23 protein-coding genes and 1 other annotated feature are annotated in these 21,382 nt (G+C 44.5%); of the genes, 20 read left to right on the top strand and 3 right to left on the bottom strand.

Annotation, left to right across the window (positions count from 1 at the left end):
- Positions 1–11: 11 nt before the first annotated feature.
- The 9 genes from N0M92_RS08410 (at position 12) to N0M92_RS08370 (ending at position 6,989) form a co-directional block, all read left to right on the top strand.
- On the top strand, positions 12–1,484 hold the full coding sequence (locus N0M92_RS08410; protein ID WP_260285440.1) for an Rne/Rng family ribonuclease: 1,473 nt from the start codon (positions 12–14) through the stop codon (positions 1,482–1,484).
- A gap of 75 nt (positions 1,485–1,559) precedes the next feature.
- Positions 1,560–1,643 (top strand) — a sequence feature (ribosomal protein L21 leader region).
- A 13-nt stretch (positions 1,644–1,656) separates the two neighbouring features.
- On the top strand, positions 1,657–1,965 hold the full coding sequence (gene rplU / locus N0M92_RS08405) for a 50S ribosomal protein L21 (protein WP_034308849.1): 309 nt from the start codon (positions 1,657–1,659) through the stop codon (positions 1,963–1,965).
- Positions 1,966–1,978: 13 nt separating this feature from the next.
- A complete protein-coding gene (locus tag N0M92_RS08400) occupies positions 1,979–2,311 on the top strand; it encodes a ribosomal-processing cysteine protease Prp (RefSeq protein WP_192205951.1) in 333 nt (110 codons plus the stop codon).
- 12 nt (positions 2,312–2,323) lie between these two features.
- Entirely contained in the window at positions 2,324–2,614 is a 291-nt protein-coding gene (gene rpmA, locus N0M92_RS08395; protein WP_061143474.1) for a 50S ribosomal protein L27, read from the top strand.
- Positions 2,615–3,151: 537 nt separating this feature from the next.
- Entirely contained in the window at positions 3,152–3,691 is a 540-nt protein-coding gene (locus tag N0M92_RS08390; protein ID WP_260285314.1) for a sporulation initiation phosphotransferase B, read from the top strand.
- A gap of 51 nt (positions 3,692–3,742) precedes the next feature.
- Positions 3,743–5,032, top strand: coding sequence for a GTPase ObgE (obgE, locus tag N0M92_RS08385; protein ID WP_260285313.1), 1,290 nt, complete (start codon positions 3,743–3,745; stop codon positions 5,030–5,032).
- 40 nt (positions 5,033–5,072) lie between these two features.
- Positions 5,073–5,522 carry an ACT domain-containing protein gene (locus N0M92_RS08380; RefSeq protein ID WP_076364968.1) on the top strand — a complete coding sequence of 150 codons (450 nt, stop codon included), beginning with the start codon at positions 5,073–5,075 and terminating at the stop codon, positions 5,520–5,522.
- Between the two features lie 130 nt (positions 5,523–5,652).
- A complete protein-coding gene (gene pheA / locus N0M92_RS08375; protein WP_260285312.1) occupies positions 5,653–6,528 on the top strand; it encodes a prephenate dehydratase in 876 nt (291 codons plus the stop codon).
- Positions 6,529–6,698: 170 nt separating this feature from the next.
- The gene (locus N0M92_RS08370) at positions 6,699–6,989 is read left to right on the top strand and encodes a hypothetical protein (protein ID WP_260285311.1); all 291 of its coding nucleotides are present in this window, start codon (positions 6,699–6,701) and stop codon (positions 6,987–6,989) included.
- A 53-nt stretch (positions 6,990–7,042) separates the two neighbouring features.
- Here the strand turns inward: N0M92_RS08370 and N0M92_RS08365 are convergent, their stop codons facing one another.
- Both N0M92_RS08365 and N0M92_RS08360 read right to left on the bottom strand, forming a co-directional pair.
- Positions 7,043–7,573, bottom strand: coding sequence for a transcription repressor NadR (locus tag N0M92_RS08365; RefSeq protein WP_098370081.1), 531 nt, complete (start codon positions 7,571–7,573; stop codon positions 7,043–7,045).
- A 49-nt stretch (positions 7,574–7,622) separates the two neighbouring features.
- On the bottom strand, positions 7,623–8,750 hold the full coding sequence (locus N0M92_RS08360; RefSeq protein WP_260285309.1) for an IscS subfamily cysteine desulfurase: 1,128 nt from the start codon (positions 8,748–8,750) through the stop codon (positions 7,623–7,625).
- Positions 8,751–8,852: 102 nt separating this feature from the next.
- Between N0M92_RS08360 and nadB the strand changes: the two genes are divergently transcribed.
- Genes nadB through nadA form a run of 3 tightly spaced genes read left to right on the top strand, consistent with a single transcriptional unit; the run spans position 8,853 to position 12,371 of the window.
- Entirely contained in the window at positions 8,853–10,436 is a 1,584-nt protein-coding gene (nadB, locus tag N0M92_RS08355) for an L-aspartate oxidase (protein WP_260285308.1), read from the top strand.
- Entirely contained in the window at positions 10,417–11,268 is an 852-nt protein-coding gene (gene nadC, locus N0M92_RS08350) for a carboxylating nicotinate-nucleotide diphosphorylase (protein ID WP_260285307.1), read from the top strand. The genes nadB and nadC overlap by 20 nt, the downstream gene beginning before the upstream one ends.
- Positions 11,265–12,371, top strand: coding sequence for a quinolinate synthase NadA (nadA, locus tag N0M92_RS08345; RefSeq protein ID WP_260285306.1), 1,107 nt, complete (start codon positions 11,265–11,267; stop codon positions 12,369–12,371). Before nadC ends, nadA begins: the two co-directional genes overlap by 4 nt.
- Before the next feature lie 87 nt (positions 12,372–12,458).
- On the opposite strand, the gene ypfJ is transcribed toward nadA, so the two are convergent.
- The gene (ypfJ, locus tag N0M92_RS08340) at positions 12,459–13,304 is read right to left on the bottom strand and encodes a KPN_02809 family neutral zinc metallopeptidase (protein ID WP_260285304.1); all 846 of its coding nucleotides are present in this window, start codon (positions 13,302–13,304) and stop codon (positions 12,459–12,461) included.
- Positions 13,305–13,623: 319 nt separating this feature from the next.
- Here ypfJ and safA point away from each other — a divergent pair, with 319 nt between their 5' ends.
- From safA to queA, 8 genes are all read left to right on the top strand, one after another.
- Positions 13,624–15,912 carry a SafA/ExsA family spore coat assembly protein gene (gene safA, locus N0M92_RS08335; protein WP_260285303.1) on the top strand — a complete coding sequence of 763 codons (2,289 nt, stop codon included), beginning with the start codon at positions 13,624–13,626 and terminating at the stop codon, positions 15,910–15,912.
- The gene (locus N0M92_RS08330) at positions 15,902–16,849 is read left to right on the top strand and encodes an aminoglycoside phosphotransferase family protein (RefSeq protein WP_260285302.1); all 948 of its coding nucleotides are present in this window, start codon (positions 15,902–15,904) and stop codon (positions 16,847–16,849) included. The genes safA and N0M92_RS08330 overlap by 11 nt, the downstream gene beginning before the upstream one ends.
- A gap of 102 nt (positions 16,850–16,951) precedes the next feature.
- Positions 16,952–17,551, top strand: a complete 600-nt coding sequence (locus tag N0M92_RS08325; RefSeq protein ID WP_260285301.1) for a YhcN/YlaJ family sporulation lipoprotein — start codon at positions 16,952–16,954, stop codon at positions 17,549–17,551.
- A gap of 101 nt (positions 17,552–17,652) precedes the next feature.
- Entirely contained in the window at positions 17,653–18,162 is a 510-nt protein-coding gene (locus N0M92_RS08320; RefSeq protein ID WP_397443828.1) for a BofC C-terminal domain-containing protein, read from the top strand.
- Positions 18,163–18,484: 322 nt separating this feature from the next.
- Positions 18,485–19,099 (top strand): Holliday junction branch migration protein RuvA, encoded by a 615-nt coding sequence (gene ruvA / locus N0M92_RS08315; RefSeq protein WP_260285299.1) that lies wholly within the window; start codon positions 18,485–18,487, stop codon positions 19,097–19,099.
- 11 nt (positions 19,100–19,110) lie between these two features.
- Entirely contained in the window at positions 19,111–20,109 is a 999-nt protein-coding gene (gene ruvB, locus N0M92_RS08310; RefSeq protein WP_260285298.1) for a Holliday junction branch migration DNA helicase RuvB, read from the top strand.
- A complete protein-coding gene (locus tag N0M92_RS08305; RefSeq protein WP_034308809.1) occupies positions 20,106–20,312 on the top strand; it encodes a DUF2905 domain-containing protein in 207 nt (68 codons plus the stop codon). The genes ruvB and N0M92_RS08305 overlap by 4 nt, the downstream gene beginning before the upstream one ends.
- Before the next feature lie 38 nt (positions 20,313–20,350).
- Positions 20,351–21,379, top strand: a complete 1,029-nt coding sequence (gene queA / locus N0M92_RS08300; protein WP_260285297.1) for a tRNA preQ1(34) S-adenosylmethionine ribosyltransferase-isomerase QueA — start codon at positions 20,351–20,353, stop codon at positions 21,377–21,379.
- Positions 21,380–21,382: the final 3 nt, after the last annotated feature.

The raw sequence follows: 21,382 nt of genomic DNA, 5'->3' as shown, positions 1-21,382 counted from the left end.
GATTTTTTTTGATGAAAAAAATGATCGCGAACTTAGCTTCACGCGAAAAAAGAGTGGCCGTACTCGAGAATGGTGTTTTACGTAAACTTGAAATCATGCCGCCTCAAAAGCGCAGTACGGTCGGCAATATTTATCTTGGGAAAGTGACGAAGGTTTTACCGGGAATGGATGCCGTCTTCATTGATTATGGTGCAGAGAAGAATGGTTTTTTACACCGTGACGAGATTCCCTCTTTCCAGCAGACAAAAAAAACGGTTGGGAAAGCATCCATCGGTCAATTTGTCCATCAGGGAGAAAAGCTGCTAGTTCAGGTGACTCGGGATGAAACGGGCACTAAAGGAGCTAAATTGACTGGGCTGATCGAGTTTTCAACAGAATCCCTCGTATACATACATGGAATAGATTATGTTGGTGTTTCAAAGAAATTCAAAAACGATGATCTTCAAAAGCAGTGGCGGGAAACGGCCTTACAGTATAAAAATGCTGATGAAGGATTGATTGTCCGCACCTCGATGGAGAACGAAAGCGAAGCGGTATTCCTTGACAGGTTAACTGGATTGCGCGAGCTCTATAAAGGGCTTGAAGTTAAGGCTGCTTCCCTCAAGGCCCCGTCCATACTCTATGAGAGGGACGCATACCTGGACATGATCATTTCTGAAATGTCGGGAGCGGCGACAGGGGAACTGGCCATCGATGATTTCGAGGCTTATCGGGAGCTGAAAAAGTGGATACAGGAAAACCGTAAGGAGTGGGAAATATCCCATGTATCGGGTCCAAAGAACATTTTTTCCGAATGGAATGTCGAAGCGCAAGTGGAGAAGATGGCCAAGAAAATCGTTTGGCTTGAGAATGGCGGATATTTAATTTTTGAAGAAACGGAAGCTTTCACCGTAATCGATGTCAATTCAGGTAAATTCACCGGCAAGGTGGCGAAGGAAGCTACATTGTTTGCGGTTAATCAGGCTGCGGCAAAGGAAGTCGCCCGTCAACTGAGATTGAGGAATATCAGCGGAATCATCTTGATAGACTTCATCAATATGGACAATTCGCGGCATGAGCAGGAAATCATCGACATCGTCAAAAAGGAAGCGGTGAGAGATGAGAAGCGAATTCAGGTCATCGGCTTTACGGAATTGGGCATTTTACAAATGACGAGAAAACGAACCTCCCCGTCTTTAAGTGAAATGATGTCGGTACCATGCCCGGTGTGCAATGGAAGCGGTAAAATCGAGAGCCCGGAAACGGTGGCCTTCCGGTTGGAACGGGAACTGCTGGAACACAGGAAGACGGATGATGAAGCGGTCTGGGTGGAGGTCAGTAAAGCGGTGGCGGACGTGCTGCTAGGCGAAAAAGAATCATATCGACCGACACTGGAGGAATTGATCGCTAAAAAGATTTTCCTATCTTTTATCCCAGGTACGAGCAATGCCTATTCCATCAAGCGCTTCGGAAGCATGCAGGAAATAGGGCGGGCTTTCAATTGAAGAGCGGGAATTCTAATAAATATATTGACAGCCTTTCCTGTTTCATGTTAGGATTTTAATGTTATGTTTGTAGCACCCGTGCTACAACCGCTCAACAACAGGTTTTAAGCTTTTGCCTTTCTGGTAAAACGCCTGTGATTGGCGAGTCTGAGACATTTAAGGAGGTGCAAGTATGTACGCAATTATCGAAACTGGCGGTAAACAAATTAAAGTAGCAGCTGGCGAAGCGGTTTACATTGAAAAATTAAACGCAGAAGCAGGCGAAACTGTTACATTTGACAAAGTTTTATTCGTAGGTGGCGAAGACGTGAAAGTCGGTGCTCCACTAGTTGAAGGCGCTACTGTAACAGGTACTGTCGAAAAACAAGGTAAGCAAAAGAAAATCACTGTTTTCAAATACAAAGCGAAGAAGAACAATCGTAAAAAACAAGGTCATCGTCAACCATACACTAAAGTTGTTATCGAAGCAATCAACGCGTAAGGGCTGATTCTAGATGATTAAAGTTGTATTTGATGCTCCGCAGGAACGGATTGCTTCGTTCACCTTAAGCGGACATGCTAATTTTGCTAAAAAAGGTTCTGATATCGTTTGTGCAGGTGTATCGGCTGTTTCCTTCGGGGCGGTCAATGCAATCATGTCCTTAACGGACGTAGAACCTGAGATCGAGCAAGGGAGAGAAGGCGGCTATCTTCGCTGCGTCATTCCGGGGAATCTTTCGCCGGAATCGGAAGGGAAGGTTCAGCTGCTTTTGAACGGCATGCTCGTATCGCTGCAAACCATCGAACGTGATTATGGTAAATACATGAAAATTATCCTCAACCAATAGGAGGTGGAACAAATGTTAAGATTAAATCTTCAGTTCTTCGCTTCGAAAAAAGGAGTAGGTTCTACAAAGAACGGACGTGACTCAATCTCCAAGCGTCTTGGCGCTAAACGTGCAGATGGTCAATTCGTATCTGGTGGTTCTATCCTTTACCGTCAACGCGGAACGAAAATCTATCCTGGTGAGAACGTAGGCCGTGGTGGAGACGATACTCTATACGCTAAAGTAGACGGTGTTGTTAAATTCGAACGTTTCGGACGTGACCGTAAAAAAGTAAGCGTATATCCAGTTGCACAAGAAGCATAATTGGCATCTTTGAACAGAGGCTGACTCAAAAGGGTCTGATTCCTTCTACAAGACACTATATACCGCGTCATTTTTAATAATGGTATGTTATATAGTGATGAAGGGGTCCGGCCCTTTATTTATACTATAGGAACGAACCAGCATTTTGCAGGAGACTTTAGTCATTAGTATAAGGAAAACAACCTCTGACTTACAAATGGCTCGCCAATAGGCGGGCTTTCTTAAACTTTCAGGGGGGAATCCAAGAATACTCATCCATCCGATTTGGTTAAACCAAATAGACACTCCAATTCAACTATAATATCTCCAATTGGTGCATAAATAAGGCCCATTCTCTTTTTTAGTTCAAATGGCTCTACCATCGTCCAAAGAACTCAGGGTGTGCGGCTGTATTTTTTGGACGGGGGCTTTCATGTGAAGGCATGTGAATCAAGCTTCATTTCCTGTTTGTTGTTTTTTTGATATACTGTACAAATGGAAGTATTCAACATGATAGAGCCGAAAAAAGTTTCTTTATCATAATTGAAGGTGTTAATAATGGATAAAAATTGGACGACTATTGAAACTCTGCGTCAAACCAGGCATGACTGGCTGAATAAAATTCAAATCATCAAAGGGAATCTGGAGTTGAACAGAATCGACCGTGTCAAGGGCATCATCGATGAAATCATTGTTGAAACCCAGAATGAAGCACGCCTTTCCAGTTTGAATTTACCTAAGTTCACCGAGATGTTGTTGACGTCGAATTGGAATAATGGATCCTTTTATTGCGAATATGAAATCATTGATGTTTTTGAAGGCTCAACTGAGATGGACGGGCTGATGTATCGCTGGACAAACGATTTCTTTGATATTCTGGATAAGAATCTGGATCCGTTTTTTGAAAATATACTGGCTGTTTCCATGTGTAAAAAAGAAGTGAGCGATATGCACTGTTCATTTCATATGCAAGGCAGGTTCATTGATCAATCCCCAGTGATCGAGTTTTTGGAACGTTCATTGACGGCCGAGCAATCAATTGAAATTCTTGAATGTAATGAGGATGAAATATTTTTTAAGATGGATATTAACTTTTAGAGAAGTAGTATACAGCAAGAAATGACTTGCAGAAAACAAGGAAGTGATAGCATGTTTGTCGATCAAACGAAAGTCTATGTAAAAGGCGGAGACGGTGGTAACGGGATAGTTGCTTATCGTCGTGAGAAATTCATACCTAAAGGCGGACCTGCTGGCGGAGATGGCGGTAATGGGGCCAATGTCGTTTTTGAAGTGGAAGAGGGCTTGCGTACATTAATGGATTTCCGTTATCAACGTCACTTTAAGGCACCTCGCGGAGAACATGGCATGTCCAAAAACATGCATGGTGCGGCTGCAAAGGATATGGTCATCAAGGTTCCACCAGGCACGGTTGTCATTGATGATAAAACGAAGGAAGTCATTGCTGATTTAGTTGAGCACGGGCAACGCGCCATCATTGCCAAGGGTGGCCGCGGAGGCCGGGGAAATTCCCGCTTTGCCACACCTGCCAATCCTGCACCTGAAATCGCTGAGAATGGCGAACCGGGCCAGGAACGCGATATCGTCATGGAATTGAAACTGTTGGCTGATGTCGGTTTGGTTGGTTTCCCGAGTGTAGGGAAATCCACTTTGCTTTCCGTCGTATCCGCAGCAAGGCCTAAAATTGCCGAATACCATTTCACGACGATCGTACCGAACCTCGGAATGGTGGAAACGGAAGATCACCGTAGCTTTGTCATGGCCGATTTACCTGGTCTGATCGAAGGTGCTTCAGAAGGAGTGGGTCTTGGACATCAATTCCTGCGCCATATTGAAAGAACGAGGGTAATCATTCATGTAATCGATATGTCGGGTCTTGAAGGCCGTGATCCATATGAAGACTACCAAACAATCAATAAAGAGTTGGAAGAGTATAACCTGCGCTTGACTGAACGTCCGCAAATCATTGTTGCAAGTAAAATGGATATGCCGGACTCAGCAGATAATCTAGCGGCTTTCAAGGAAAAGCTGGAAGAGGACTATCCTGTCTTCCCGATTTCTGCCGTGACCCGTGAAGGGATCCGTGAGCTTCTTTATGCAATTGCAGATAAAATCGAAGAAACGCCTGAGTTCCCTCTTGATCATGAAGAAGAGAATACTGGAATCCATCGGGTTCTTTATAAACATACATCACAGTCTGATGAATTTAACATTGAACGCGAATCCGATGGCAGCTTTGCCGTATCAGGATTCAAGGTCGAGCGTCTATTCAAAATGACTGACTTCACCCGTGAAGAGTCCGTACGTCGTTTCGCCAGACAGCTTCGTTCATTCGGAGTCGACGAAGGCCTTCGCCAAAAAGGTGCGACAAATGGCGATATAGTGCGTATCCTTGAATATGAATTTGAATTTGTGGATTGATTGTAAACCATGATGGCAGGCAAAAGGAGGCGTGCGGAGTTTGAATAAGGCCGATCAGAAATTTTTCCTCGTTCGAGAGGATGTCCTTCCCGAAGCGATGAAAAAAACGCTGGATGCAAAAGAAATGATTGAACGGGGAAAAGCAGAATCAGTTTGGGAAGCGGTACAGCGGGTGGACCTAAGCAGGAGTGCATTTTACAAATACCGTGACACGGTTTTTCCGTTTCATACAGTTGTTAAGGAAAAGCTGATTACACTGTTCTTCTATCTCGAAGATCGTTCTGGTACTCTATCGGAGCTTTTACGGCTCGTCGCCTCATCCGGTTGCAACATCATGACCATCCACCAAACGATTCCTTTGCAGGGACGTGCAAATGTCACCCTATCCCTTAATACGGGCGGGATGACGATGGATATTGATGATCTGCTCACTAAACTGCGTAAAATGGAGTTCGTCGAAAAAGTCGAAATCATTGGTAACGGCGCATGAAAACAGCCTGTACATTTCAGATGTACAGGCTGTTTTCTTTTGTAAGGTGAAATTAACGATTAAGTATTGTAAAAAATCAGAAAATGGCATAACATAAACAGTAGATTTTCCGTGAAAAGGAGTTTATAATATGACATCAAAAATTGCATTTCTTGGACCAAAAGCAACATTCACGGATTTAGCTGTATCGCGACTATTTCCTAATGATATAAAAATACCGATGAACACGATTCCGGACTGCCTTGATGCTGTTCGGGACGGGGAAGTGAATCACGCGCTCGTGCCGATCGAGAATGCTTTGGAGGGTTCGGTAAATATAACGATGGATTACTTAGTCCATGAAGTCACATTACCGATGAAAGGCGAAGTCACAATTCCAATCCAACAGCATTATATGGTGCATCCGGATCATGCATATCCTGGTTTCAAACCTGACATGGTTTATTCGCATTCCCATGCCATTGCTCAATGCCGCAAATTTCTACATAATGAGCTAAGGGGTGTTCCATATGAGTATGTCACATCCACTGCAGCCGCTGCGAAGATGGTGATGGAGAATCCCGATATCAATATTGCTTCGATTGCAAATGATATGGCTGCGGAGGAGTACGGTTTGACGATTGTAAAACAAAATATTCACGATTACGAACATAATCACACCAAGTTTATCGTCGTATCCAACAGTGAAGTCGACTTTGAAGGGCATTTGACCGTTGAAGGGGACAAGAAAACGACCTTGATGATTCAGCTGCCTGCTGACCACTCAGGGCAGCTGCACCAAGTCCTTTCCGCTTTTTCCTGGAGGAAACTTAACCTTTCCAAGATTGAATCGAGACCAATGAAAACAGGATTGGGCAATTACTTCTTCATCATCGACATCGAAATGTCCCTTGATGATGTCCTCATCCCAGGAGCGATCTCTGAGCTCGAGGCATTAGGATGTACGGTTTCGATCATGGGAAGCTATTCATGCTTTAAAGTCCAAACAGGTGTACCGCAACGATGAATGAATGGTATAACCTCAGCTGAGGTTTATACAATGAATAAAAAGGGTGCCCTGGAGTATTTCCGGGGCATTTTTTGTGTTCGTTAAGATTTGTATTCAAGCGTATGGCGGAGGTACTGCTTTGGCGAGGCATACGAAAATACGGATAACCGGAGCAGGCCTACCATGCTGTGGAAAATTTGTTGCAAGCGATAGGCGGAATTGCCGATTGTGTTCTAGAAAAAATCCAAGAAAAGGATCAAAAGGAAGAAGAGCAAGATAAGAAGCAGGAACTACAAAAATATCAATATCCTGATTTGGAAGAGAAGCCATCTGATGCTGAATTAATCCAAGCGACGGGAGGCTGGGTTCAGGCGGCCGGTCCCGTCATCAGTCTTATCGGGCAGTTGAGAAGTAACCAGGAAGAAAACTCCGGGGAAGGCAGCTCAAATGAAAGCAATTCCGATGATGGGGGAGCATAATGACCAATGAAAAAATCCTCAAAAGATATGGCTTTTGAGGATTTTGGGTTCATTCAATCGACTAAAATGCCGGCATCCCTTAAAGCACACTCCGCTTCGTCGAGCAGTTCTTCAGATGCTGCGCTCAGTGTATGGAGATGGATGCCGCTCGTCAGTTCCGATAAAAAAGATGCGTTCGTTGCCGTCACCCTTGAAAGGAATTGCTGGACTTCCTTCCGGCTGCTGACCATGATAGAAGCGGTTAGGTCGCCGTATACGGGATGCTCGATTTTGACATCTTTCACCGTGATGCCGATATCCACAAGTAAATATAGCTCTTCTTGGGTCCGGGAAGGATCGTGTTGGCAAGCAATGATCCTTTCCGGCTTTTGCGTGCTCCCCGTTTGTAAGTACAGATAGCCTTGGCTTGTGGCGATGATAGGTTCATTCCGCGCTTTGAGTAGGGTTATGTCACCAACGATAACCTGCCGGCTTACATTCGTTATCTGCGAAAGCTCGCTGCCCGTTACAGGCTCCGCGCTTGTTTGCAATAAATGTAAGAGTTTCGTCCGTCTTTCTTCCCCGAGTAATTTCTTTCTTTCCACAAACATTCACCTCTTTAATTACAAACATTCTAACACAGATTGGAGGGTTTTATCGAATGGCAGCTATTCCTTCGATGCAGTCCGCCAACTTGTGAATGTCGTCGGCCGTCGTGTTTTTGCCAAAGGAAAGGCGGACGAATTGACGGGCTTCATCTTCGCTTTTCCCAATGGCCATCATCGTTTTTGAAGGATCCTGTTTACCGATTTGACAGGCGCTTCCCGTCGAAACGGCGAATCCTTTCTGGTTTAATTCCAACATGATGTACTGTCCTTGCAATCCAGCGAAGGTCAGCGCCAGAATGTGAGGCAATTGCTCGTTTTTTGCTTCGATGATTTGAAAATCGATTTTCTTTTCCGTTAGCAGTCGGATCAATTGCATCCTAAGTGTGGAAATCCGTATTCGTTCACCTTCCATGATATCCCCCAATTTCTTGGCAGCGGTTACGAAGGAAGCAATCCCGGGGACATCCACTGTTCCTGGTCTGAAACCATATTCATGAGTGATATTCGGTACCGAAGGCTTCAACTGATGGATGGCCGGGAAAATGACGGCCCCAATCCCTTTTGGACCATAAACTTTATGACTGGAAACGGATAGTCCATCACATGAGGCAGCTATCTTCCCAAGCGGTAATTTAGCAAATGATTGGACACAATCCACATGAAAAAAAGCCTCGTGTTTTCGAACGATTTCACTTATTTGTTCAATGGGTTGAATGACCCCGATTTCCGAATTCACATGCTGGACAATGACCAAGCATGTTTTCTCCGACATACATTCCTGCAGATGTTCAATATCAACCCGGCCATCTTCCAAATGCCGTAAATAAGTAACCTCGAATCCTTCTTGTTCAAGTTTTTCCACGAAATTTGCAAGTGATGCATGTTCAGTTCGGCTTACAATCAAGTGGTTCTGCCAGGAGGGTTTCGAAGCGATGAATGTATCGATCGCAAGCATATTGCTTTCCGATCCGCCGCTCGTAAAGATGATTCCTTCCTTTTTTATGTTCAGCATTTCTGCGAGTTGCTGCCGTGACATATCCAATAAACGTGCCGCTTCAGAGCCAATATCATGCAAACTGCTCGCATTCCCGAAAAACTTCCGGGCTGCTTGGCTGAATACGTCGATAGCCTCGTCATCAATCGGAGTTGTAGCGGCGTAATCCAAATAAATCAAGAAATCACTTCCATCCTTTAATCTAAAAAACTCTTGATAATAGTTTAATAATATGTAAATATAGTTGTCAAGACACCTGTAATAAACAGGAGGAATGAAAGAATGGTAAAAGCGGAAATCATCGTGATAGGCAGTGGGATTGCTGCCTTGAAAACGGCATTGGAAGCAAGTGAACATAAGCATGTGATACTCATCACAAAATCAAATATCCGTCATGGTAATTCTTATTTAGCCCAGGGCGGGATTGCCGCTGCATTATCTGATCGTGACCGAGTATCCTTTCATAAAAAAGATACGTTGGCAGCTGGTCAGCGATATAACAAGGTGAAGGCAGTGGAAAAACTCGTCGAAGAGGCACCTTCGGTTATAGCTGAGCTTATTGATTCGGGTATGCGATTTGACCATGATGATGACGGAACTCTATTGCTTGGCATGGAGGGCGCCCACAGTGAACGAAGAATCCTCCACAGTCACGGGGATGCTACAGGAAAGTACATGATGGAACATCTTATAGGGTGCTTGAAAAAATCATCGATTACTGTGATGGAGAATGTTGCTGCAGTGGAGTTGATCATCGGGCAAGATGATACTTGCATAGGCGTCAAAACACTTGATAAGGCAGGGGAACTTGTTGCCTATCATGCGGAACAGACGGTTTTGGCTACAGGCGGCTGTGGTTCCCTATACCATTTCACTTCAAATTCACAAACGGTTTCAGGTGATGGAATCGCACTTGCATTCAAGGCCGGTGCAAAAGTTCGTGATATGGAATTCATACAATTCCATCCGACCTTGCTTTTTGTGAATGGCAAAGCGAAAGGGCTCGTTTCAGAAGCGGTTCGCGGGGATGGCGCGAGATTAGTGACGGAAATGGGAACGCCGATCATGGAGGATGTCCATAGCTTGAAAGATCTAGCACCGAGGCATATTGTTGCACAGACGATTTTTTCTTATTTGCAGCGCGGTGAAAAGGTATTTTTGGATATTTCGATGATTAAGGATTTTAAAAATCGTTTTCCGACAGTGAGCTCATTATGTGAAAAAAGCGGGCTGGACCTTCATTTGGGGAAAATCCCGGTTGCACCAGGAAACCATTTTCTAATGGGAGGGATTGAAGTGGATGAATCGGGGCAAACCTCAGTACCCTCTTTGTATGCAGTTGGTGAAGTGGCATGCACTGGTGTACATGGTGCAAACCGATTGGCAAGCAACTCCCTTCTCGAAGGATTGGTTTTTGGAAATGCGCTTGGCCGTTTCCTTGCTAAAGTCCCGTCAAGGTCGATACCGGAAGAAAAAGAGCAGTCCAAGAATTCCAGTCAAATTCCCTTTCTACCTGATCTTACGACATTGCGGGAAAAATTAATGAACGAAGCGGGAATCGTTCGAAATGAAGCGGGTTTAACTCGACTGAAGGATTATCTTGAGACATTTCCTATCGAAAAATTGCTGCATATGGAAGTAACGGCATTATCGATACAAGAAATAACGAAAATCAATGCCATCATCGTGGCTTGGCTGATTGCCGAATCCGCATTGACCAGAACGGAAAGCAGGGGCGGTCATTTCCGCAGTGACTATCCTGACGAAGATGACGCCCAATGGCTTGAGAATTCGGTTATCCTTGCTTGCACAGATGTAAAAAACCGAGTGAAAGGGAGACGACTATATGAATATATTGAAGCTTAAGCAGATGCTGCAACAATTTTTAATGGAAGATATAGGGGAATGCGATGTAACGAGTGATACGATTTTTGATCAAGGTGAACAAGGAACTTTGACATTCATCGCAAAAGAAGGCGGGGTCTTTAGTGGAGGGGACGTCATCAAGACGGGATTTGCATTGTTTGATGAGCAAATCGAGGTTTTCCTTTTTGTTCAAGATGGCGAATTTTTTGAAAAAGGACAGCAGCTTGCGAAAATGACCGGCGATATGGCCTCCCTTTTAAAAGGGGAACGGGTAATTTTGAATTTAGTGCAGCGTATGTCCGGCATTGCGACACAGGCTCATAAAGCTGCCATGATTTTGGCGGGGACGAAGACGAGAGCTTGTGATACGAGGAAAACTACACCAGGCCTGCGGATGCTTGAAAAATATGCGGTCCGTTCCGGCGGGGCATTCAATCACCGATATGGTCTTTATGATGCAGTCATGATAAAGGACAACCATATTTCTTTCGCTGGGTCCATAACGAAAGCGGTCCAAACGGTAAAATCCAAACTGGGACATACCACTAAAGTGGAAGTGGAAACGGAATCACCACAACAGGTACTTGAAGCAGTGGAAGCCGGTGCAGATATCATCATGTTCGATAACCGGAGCCCTGAAGAAATCAAGCAACTGATTAAATTGGTTCCCGCCCACATCATAACTGAAGCTTCAGGAGGGATAAATTTAGACAATCTAGCCTCATATCGGGAAACAGGGGTGGATTATATTTCGTTGGGCAGCTTGACGCACAGTGTCAGGGCACTTGATATTAGCGCAAAGGTCAAAGAGCGGGAGGAGATATTGAAATGAATATATTGGAGATGGCTAAAACAGCAGGAAATGCATTACCTGAAAAATATAAAACGATGACAAAAGAAGAGATGGAGAATCGGGTCCTTGACATTAAGAAACGACTGGGGAACCGCCTTTATATTCCAGGTCATCATTATCAACGGGAGGAAGTCATTCAATTTTCAGATTCAACGGGGGATTCACTTCAATTGGCCCAGCTTTCCGCGCAAAATCGTGAAGCGGATTATATCGTGTTCTGTGGCGTGCATTTCATGGCTGAAACAGCCGATATTTTGACAGAAGAAGGGCAGACAGTTATCCTACCTGACATGCGTGCAGGCTGCTCCATGGCAGATATGGCGGATATTGAACAAACGGAACGGGCATGGACAAAGCTTCAGGATTTATTTGGCGATACGATCCTTCCGCTAACTTATGTGAATTCCACTGCGGCCATCAAAGCTTTTGTAGGGAAAAATGGCGGGGCGACGGTGACGTCTTCCAATGCACAAGGGATGGTCTCGTGGGCCCTCTCGCAAAAAGAAAGAATCCTATTTCTTCCCGATCAGCACCTTGGGAGGAACACTGCCTTTGACCTGGGGATCCCATTGAATGAAATGGCTGTCTGGGATCCGCATAAAGATGAATTGATCTATGAAGGGGAACTGGAAGATCTGAAGGTACTTCTTTGGAAAGGTCATTGTTCAGTCCATGAAAATTTCACTACGGCGAATATTGAAACGCTTAGAGCGGAGCAGCCTGAAATGAATATCATCGTTCATCCCGAATGTCGCCGTGAGGTAGTGGCCCTGTCAGATTATGCGGGTTCGACATCGTACATAATCAATATGATCGAAAAAGCCGAACCAGGCAGTTCTTGGGCAATCGGCACGGAAATGAACCTTGTCAAGCGTCTTATCGCCAATAATCCTGACAAGAACATCATCTCGTTAAATCCGAATATGTGTCCATGTCTTACAATGAACCGGATTGATCTGCCTCACCTGCTATGGGCGCTTGAATCCATTGAAGAAGGTATCATCATCAATCCGATAAAAGTGGAGAAAAGCATTGCGGATAATGCCATCCTAGCATTAAACAGAATGCTGGAGCGCGTTTGAGTCAGTGCATTCTAAGAAGATTTTGGAGCATAAGAAAAAGGGGGTCTAATCCCCTTTTTCTTTATGCAATCGAACAGGTAAGAACTTTTAAAGGTTATTCGCTTTAAAAGTATTGCCTTCATTCATATCACCGGATTTAAATCCTTTAGTGAACCACCGTTTCCTCTGTTCGGAAGTACCATGCGTGAAGCTGTCTGGCACCGTGTAACCATGTGCCCTTTCTTGGATACGGTCATCCCCCACACCACTTGCTGCATTCAAGGCCTCCTCAAGATCGCCTTCTTCAAGCAAATTCTCTCCTTGGACATGATGTGCCCAAACTCCAGCCAAATAATCGGCCTGTAATTCAAGACGTACAGAAAACCTATTATATTCGGTCTCGCTGACCTTTGAACGATTGGGCATTTCCTTTTCCGTTGTCCCTAAAAGTGTCTGAACGTGATGTCCGACTTCGTGGGCAATGACATAGGCCATGGCGAAATCCCCGGGTGCCTGGAATTCTTGCTTTAACTCTTGATAAAAGCTGAGATCAATATATAGTTTCATGTCACCCGGACAATAAAATGGTCCTACCGAAGAAGCTGCCATCCCGCATGCCGATTCGACACTGCCCGAATACAGGACAAGGTTCGGTTCCTTATAATGCAGCCCATTTTTACGGAATTCTTCTGTCCAGACCTGCTCCGTTTCTGCAAGGACGACAGATACGAACTGCGCAAGTTCCTTCTCCTCATCAGTTTCGACATAAGAGCCGCCATTGTTCGATTCAGTGGAATTCAAGCTGCCTAGGAAATCGCTTGGATTACCGCCAAGGAGCGTCACGATCAAGACAATTACCAATCCGACACCTCCGCCGATTCCGGCCATGCCTTTTCCGCTCATGCCTCTTTTGTCTTCGACGTTCGTGCTGCCCTGTCTACCTTTCCATTTCATTATTATTACCCCCAGGGATGTAAGATAAGTACCTAAAGACAAAGCCTTAGGTTATTTCCTTTCTTATACCCGGGTTTCCCTGTGATTAGACAGAAGCCTGAAAGACTTGTTTCAGGAATGGAATTCAAAGGGGCGAACTTCTTTTTTTGAGTCGTCCCATCATTTATTTCCTCACCAAAAAAGTACCTTCTATGTCCCTAAATCATTGATCCAATCATAAAAGTCATTTTTCACGCATAAGTTTTCATGATAAAAATAATAGCAATTCACCCACTGCTTCATAGAATATATGGACATATGCACAGGAGGGGTTAACAGCGTGAAAATTCATATAGTCCAAAAAGGCGATACACTTTGGAAACTCGCCAAAAAATACGGCGTCAGTTTTGAAGAACTTAAAAAAGTTAACACGCAATTGAGCAACCCGGACATGATGATGCCCGGGATGAAAATTAAAATACCAGGGACATCCGGAGCAGTAATTAAAGAAACGGGTAAACCAAACGTGAATATTCAGCCGGGAATGAAAGAATCCCAAATTCAACCGCAACCGAATCAGTCAGCAAATATGAAAGAGCAGCAAATTATGAAAAAACCGGCCGTTAAAGAACAGCCGAAATTTCAACTGCCGATAAAAGAGCAGCCAAAATTTCAACAGCCTGTAAAAGAGCAACCAAACATTCAAAAACCAGTGAAAGAGAAACAGATCGTTCCACAGCCGGTTAAGAAAGAGAAGCAGATCGTTCAGCCAAAGCCAATCATTAAAGAGAAGAAAGTAATCGTTCCAAAAGAAGTGCCGGTGCCCATGCCGGTGATTCCGGAGATCGACGTCAATAATTATTATATGGTCAACATGACCAATATGAGTGTGCAAAAGCCTCCAGCACCACCACCTTTACCGAAGAAAAAAGAAAAGCCTGCAGTGACCAAAAAGAAGAAAAAGCCAGCTGTACAGCCAGCTCAGGAATATAGTGAGCCGGTGGATGATTGTATTCCAGTAACGCCAATCTTGCCTGGAAGCGGTTATTGCATTGAGCCGCCACCATGGGCGCATATGCATGGCATGCAAGCACCATATCAAGGTGCACAAGGGTATCAGGCGGCTCCGGAAATACAAGGTTATCCAATGATGGAAGAGAGCTCTGAAAGTTTGGAGGAATCTTCTGACATGCAAATGATGGATCAAGGATTCGTCCAAGGGGCGAGCATGAATGTAACAGACCAGCAACATTATCCATATCAAGCCTCCGCACCGGTTCCGCACCATTATTATGGAGGGATGAATCAACAAGCTCAAGCAGCAGGTTCATATATGCAACAAGGTTATGAGTCACCAGGCGAATTGCCTTCTTCATACAATCAAAATTTCCCTCAGCATTATTCCCAGCCTGCTGGTGAGGAGGATTGCGGCTGTAATAAGGGGTTACTTGGAACTTATGGGCCGGAAGTGAAGGGGCAGTATCAAGGGAACAAGAAAATGGATGCCCATGCACATCACCATCCAGATTATCACGAATATCAATCCGTTCAATCACAAGCCCCATACCAAGGGTTGTCACCAAAAGAGTCTCAGATGGGAATAGCGATGCCATCCCAATATGAAGATGAAGAAGAATCATATGATGGATTCATGATGATGGGTGGCCAAAACCCAGGTCAGCCGGGTATGATGATAGGCGGCCAAAACCCAGGCCAGCCAGGTATGATGGGCGGTCAAAACCCAGGTCAGCCGGGTATGATGATGGGCGGTCAAAACCCAGGTCAGTCAGGTATGATGATGGGCGGTCAAAACCCAGGTCAGCCGGGTATGATGATGGGCGGTCAAAACCCAGGTCAGCCGGGTATGATGGGCGGTCAAAACCCAGGCCAGCCAGGTATGATGATGGGCGGTCAAAACCCAGGCCAGCCAGGTATGATGATGGGCGGTCAAAACCCAGGTCAGCCAGGTATGATGATGGGCGGTCAAAACCCAGGTCAGCCGGGTATGATGATGGACGGTCAAAACCCAGGTCAGCCGGGTATGATGATGGGCGGTCAAAACCCAGGCCAGCCAGGTATGATGATGGGCGGTCAAAACCCAGGTCAGCCGGGTATGATGATGGGCGGTCAAAACCCAGGTCAGCCAGGAATGATGATGGGCGGTCAAAACCCAGGCCAGCCAGGAATGATGATGGGCGGTCAAAACCCAGGCCAGTCAGGAATGATGGGCGGTCAAAACCCAGGTCAGCCGGGTATGATGATGGGCGGTCAAAACCCAGACCAGCCAGGAATGATGCCGGGACAGTTTGGTGGTCAGTCAGGAATGATGCCGGGACAGTTTGGTGGTCAGTCAGGAATGATGCCGGGACAGTTTGGTAGTCAGCCAGGAATGATGCCGGGACAGTTTGGTGGTCAGTCAGGAATGATGCCGGGACAGTTTGGTGGTCAGCCAGGAATGATGCCGGGACAATTTGGTGGTCAGCGAGACATGATGCGCGGCCAGCTTGGTGGTCAGCCGGAAGCAATGTTACCGGGACAAATGGGAGGCCAGCCAGGCCAATTCGGGGGCGTCCGTGCGCCTGAAACATTTGGGATACCGACATATGTAGATGAAAGCGATGACTACTAATTATCAAGGAGACAGTGTTTTTAACACTCGTCTCCTCTCTTATTTAAATCGTAAGCCAAAGAATGTCCACCATATTCAAAGCAGTGTCTATTTATTAACTTTTGAAAAGGGTCAGCCTATGATCCTTAAAGGATTCGACAGTTTCGAAAAATGGGATCGGCAAAGGGAATTGACTTCTTTGTTAAAACAAAAGGGATTTCATCAAACCTATTATATTCATCAAAATCTAATGCCCTTTCAATTTAAAGGGAAATGGTATGGCAGTATGGACTATTTTCCGCCGAGTAAGAAAAAATTCAAATACTCCAATCATAAGGACCGCTTAGAAGGCATTCAGTTACTGGAAAGCTTCCATGATGTGTCGGAACATGTCTCCATTAACGCTCCAGTGTTCAATCAATCAAAAAAGTGGAAAGAACGCTTATCACTATTTAAAAAGAACTTTTCTTATGTTCGCCAATATGTTTCCGAAGATATTATCAAGGAATGGATTAGATGGGGTGAATGGTCGCTAGAGGGGTTTGATAAAAATCAGTCTTTATGGAATAAGGAAAAAAAAGTCATCATTCATGGTGATTGTGCCCACCATAATTTCTTGCGGAGAGCGGACGGCACTTTGACGTTAATCGATTTTGATTTAATGGCGAATGCACCGAGGTGCATTGATTATTTACAGTATGCAAATCGTATTTTGCCTCATTTGGGAGATGCGGCCACCGAAATGTGGGAAGTTCCGCAATTGCAAAGGTATCAGTCAGACCCGGCCTTTTTATATGCTTTAACTTATCCTACCGATATTTTCCGTGAATGGAATCGTCTTAATAAAAGTTCTTCCCAGATTCATTCGGTTTGGAAAATGTCCGTGGAAGGATTTTCGAAGCGAATGGAGCTGAATGAAAAATTGAAGGAAAGGATTTCTTCCCTTAATAGGAATTAAAACGGGTTTTTGGCCGTATCTTACAGAGTACATTTCCCGTTCGACACCCATGCTAATTATGAGCGGAATATAGCTCATTCTATTGCAATGGGAGGGTTATTGGTGCAGAAAATAAAATGGGCACATCCGCTTTGTACGGTATTGGCTGCCGTCAGTTTGGTTGGATGTGCTAATAATGATACAGCGGAAAATGAAAATATAACGAATAATACAGGGTACCATGAAAAAGATGCATTGGTACGCAACATCAATTATGAGAATATAGTGCAAGGTTTATACGATAAAGATGATGCGTACAGTAAGAGTGACCGTAACTACCATGGACATGAAAGTAAACCGCTTAAGGCAAAATCATCTTATTATAATTCTTATGAAGGTGCTTTTGCCGATCAAGTTAATGGTATCGCCAAGAAATCGGAGCCGGTCATCGATGCCAGGACAATCATCATGAAAGATGAAATGCTGGTAGCTTTGCGGCTTGATGACTACAGCCGAGCAAAAGATGTTAAAGAGAGAATCAGGAGAGAAATCGGACCCCTTACAAATGGCCGCACCCTATATGTAACCACTGATGAAGGTGTCTATTTCAGGACGATGACACTTGATAACAATCTTCGGGATGGCGATACGCGGGAAATGATCATTTTGGATGCCAATGACATGTTCGATAACCTTAACATTCACGAAAATCACTTAAAATAATAAGTGGGCTGACCCAATATGGAGTCAGCTCTTTTTGATTTTTTTCTGGTTAATAATCCTTATTTGGGGTCAAACTACATAAAAAGTAAACGCCTTAAGAGGTGAGTATATTGATTAATCAACTTAGAATCCAATTTTTCATGACGCTTTTCATATTGCCAATTTGCCTAACCGTTTTTGCCGAAGAAACCGTTCAAAAGGAAAATGATCCTATTGAAAGGAAGGTCATTCTTCAGCGTATGTATCTGGATGGTGAATTAAGTGAAGAGAAATTGACAGAAACAATTTGGTCGATGGAGGACTTTTGGTCAAAATATGAAGGATGGATAGTGGTCGATCAAAATGAAGAGCAGATTGTCATGAAGAAAATTGAAAATGACATATCGCCGCTTTTAAAAGCGAATGGTTACCTTGGGATGAGGGAAGATGGTACGTTATCCATTTTTATCGGAAGGCCTGAACACGCCAAGATCATTCATACTTTCTACCAAATAGACGTTGGTAAACTTGAGGCATACAAGCAGGAGGAACTGCAAAAAGGGATTCCAATCATGAATAAAGACCAATATAAACAGCTCATTAAAGAATATGAGCCATATTCGGTAAACTAGGATGGGACGATACCCACCCTCCAGACTGTAGGTAAACTCGATGAAAATCGGGTTTACCTACAGTTTTTTTAGGGTTAGTACTATGTGAACGCTGACTCCTGTCACTTGCTTTCCCCGCGGGAGTCTAGTACACCCGTTCCAATCAACTTGTTTAAAATTTAGGTAGAACCCCAATTGTCTACGAAGGGATAATACCCCAAATGTAATGAAACGGGATATCCTCCATTGTAAAAGTCTTTGCGCCCACTAAATAACTTTTAATGAACAACGCCCCTTTTTATGATAAAATGAGAGGTACAGCAAAATCAGGGAGAGAATTAATTTGTATGATTATATAAAAGGCAAGGTCGATTATATTGGGCCTGAATACATAGTTGTGGAAAATGGGGGAATCGGATATCAAGTGATGACACCGAATCCTTTTATTTTTTCCGCTCAATTCCAGAAAGAAATTCAAGTTTTCTTGTATCATTATGTTCGTGAGGATATGGTCGCATTATACGGATTTCAGACTCGTCAAGAAAAGGCGTTATTCACAAAATTATTGAATGTAACGGGAATCGGGCCGAAGGGTGCTCTAGCCATATTGGCATCAGGCCAGGTTGATCAGGTGGTACAGGCGATCGAAAATGAAGATGAATCGTTTTTGGTGAAATTCCCGGGAGTCGGAAAGAAAACGGCACGGCAGATGATTCTGGATTTAAAAGGGAAACTTGAGAACATTATTCCGGATGCGTTTCCAAGCTTGTTTAACGAAGGCGTAACGGCTGCACTCACTCCAAATGGCTATACGGAGGAATTGGATGAAGCCATTCTTGCATTGAAGGCTCTTGGTTATTCTGAAAAGGAAATCCAAAAGGTTGCCAAGAAATTGCAGGCTGAAGATATGACGACCGAGCAATATATTAAGAAAGCATTGCAAATGATGTTAAGATAAGGAGTGGCGCAATGGAGGAGAGAATATTCAATCAGGAAGCCGATTTGAACGAACTGTCCTTTGAACAAAGCCTGCGGCCGCAAAACTTAAAGCAATATATCGGACAGGATAAAGTGAAAGCGAATTTAAGTGTATACATCGAAGCGGCAAGGATGCGTGAAGAAACGCTCGATCATGTACTTTTATATGGACCGCCTGGTCTTGGAAAGACGACGCTTGCCGTCATCATCGCCAATGAAATGGGTGTGAATATCCGCACGACTTCCGGTCCCGCCATTGAGCGGCCGGGAGATCTGGCGGCCATTTTGAGTGCACTTGAACCAGGTGATGTATTGTTCATCGATGAGATTCACCGTCTTCCGCGTGTCGTTGAAGAAGTGCTATATCCGGCTATGGAGGACTTCTGTCTGGACATTGTAGTCGGTAAGGGACCGGAAGCCCGTTCGATCAGGATCGACTTGCCGCCGTTCACCCTCGTAGGGGCCACGACACGTGCAGGCTCATTGTCTGCACCGCTCAGGGACCGTTTTGGCGTTTTGAGCCGCCTTGAATATTACACGGAAAACCATTTGACTGATATCATCATCCGTACAGCAAAAATCATGGATACGGAAATGGATGATCAAGCAGCGGCCGAGCTTGCAAGAAGGTCAAGGGGAACCCCGAGAATTGCCAATCGGCTTTTACGGAGGGTCCGGGATTTCGCCCAGGTGCGCGGTGATGGTACGATAACGGCCGAGCTTGCCGATTATGCGCTTGAATTAATGCAGGTCGACCGTTTAGGACTCGATCATATTGACCATAAATTACTTAAAGGGATCATTGAAAAATTCCGTGGCGGACCAGTGGGTCTTGAAACGATTGCGGCAACGATTGGCGAAGAGGCACATACGATCGAAGATGTGTATGAACCATATCTGTTACAAGTCGGTTTTCTTCAGCGTACCCCAAGAGGCCGGATGGCAACACAGCTAGTTTATGAGCATTTCGGCATGGAGATGCCTGAATGATGAATATACCAAAGATGGTTATGATTCTGGGTGTGATTATATTCGTGATTGGTTTTGCGATGAAATATATACATCTCGGCAGGCTGCCGGGAGATATTTTTCTGAAAAAGGGGAATACGACGTTTTACTTTCCTATCGTTACATCAATCATCGTCAGTGTTGTGTTGTCCGCGATTTTTTATTTGATCGGCCGTTTTAAATAATGATTACAGCTTGATAGACAAGTAAGGAAGTGGAACAGATGAAATTGGATATGTTTGATTTTCATTTACCTGAGGAACTGATTGCCCAAGTTCCTTTGGAAGATAGGGAAGCTAGTAGATTGATGGTGCTGGACAAAGAAACCGGTAAACTTCAGCATGATGTATTCAGCCATATTACGGAATATATCAAACCGGGAGATTGCCTGGTGTTGAATGATACGAAGGTGCTTCCGGCCCGACTATACGGCAGTAAAGAAGGAACCGGTGCAAAAATCGAAGTATTGCTGCTTAAGCAAGAGCATGATGATGTATGGGAAACGCTTGTGAAGCCGGCCAAACGGATTAAAGAAGGATCGACGATCGTTTTTGGCGATGGTAAGCTGAGTGCCGTCTGTACAGGCGTGCTCGAGCATGGCGGCCGAATCCTTGAATTTAAATATGACGGCATATTTTATGAAATACTGGAGAAGCTTGGCGAAATGCCGTTACCTCCATACATCAAGGAGCAGCTCGACGACCAGGACCGCTATCAAACGGTATATGCGCGTGAACGTGGATCTGCAGCGGCACCTACCGCTGGCCTGCATTTTACGGAGGATTTACTTGAGAAACTTAAAGGGATGGGTGTCCACATCGCCTTCATCACGCTGCATGTTGGACTTGGTACATTCCGTCCAGTAAGTGTCGACGATATTGACAGCCACGAAATGCATTCGGAATTTTATCAAATGACGGAAGGCACAGCCAGATTGCTGAATGATGTGAAAGCTAAGGGCGGGAAAATCATTACGGTCGGCACAACGTCCACAAGGACATTGGAAACGATTGCGTCCCGCAATGATGGGGTTTTCAAGGAAGAGAATGGCTGGACGAGCATCTTCATTTATCCTGGTTATGAGTTCAAAGGGATCGATGCGATGATAACGAACTTCCATTTGCCCAAATCTACTTTAATCATGCTTATTTCTGCACTCGCAGGCAGGGAGCAGGTCCTACATGCTTATGAAACGGCTGTGGAAGAAAAATACAGGTTCTTTAGTTTTGGAGATGCAATGTTAATTAAGTAATAT

Source organism: Peribacillus aracenensis (assembly GCF_025175645.1).
GTDB lineage: Bacteria > Bacillota > Bacilli > Bacillales > DSM-1321 > Peribacillus > Peribacillus aracenensis.
The sequence above is the reverse complement of the archived record's forward strand: the minus strand, read 5'-3'. Positions and strand labels throughout refer to the sequence as shown.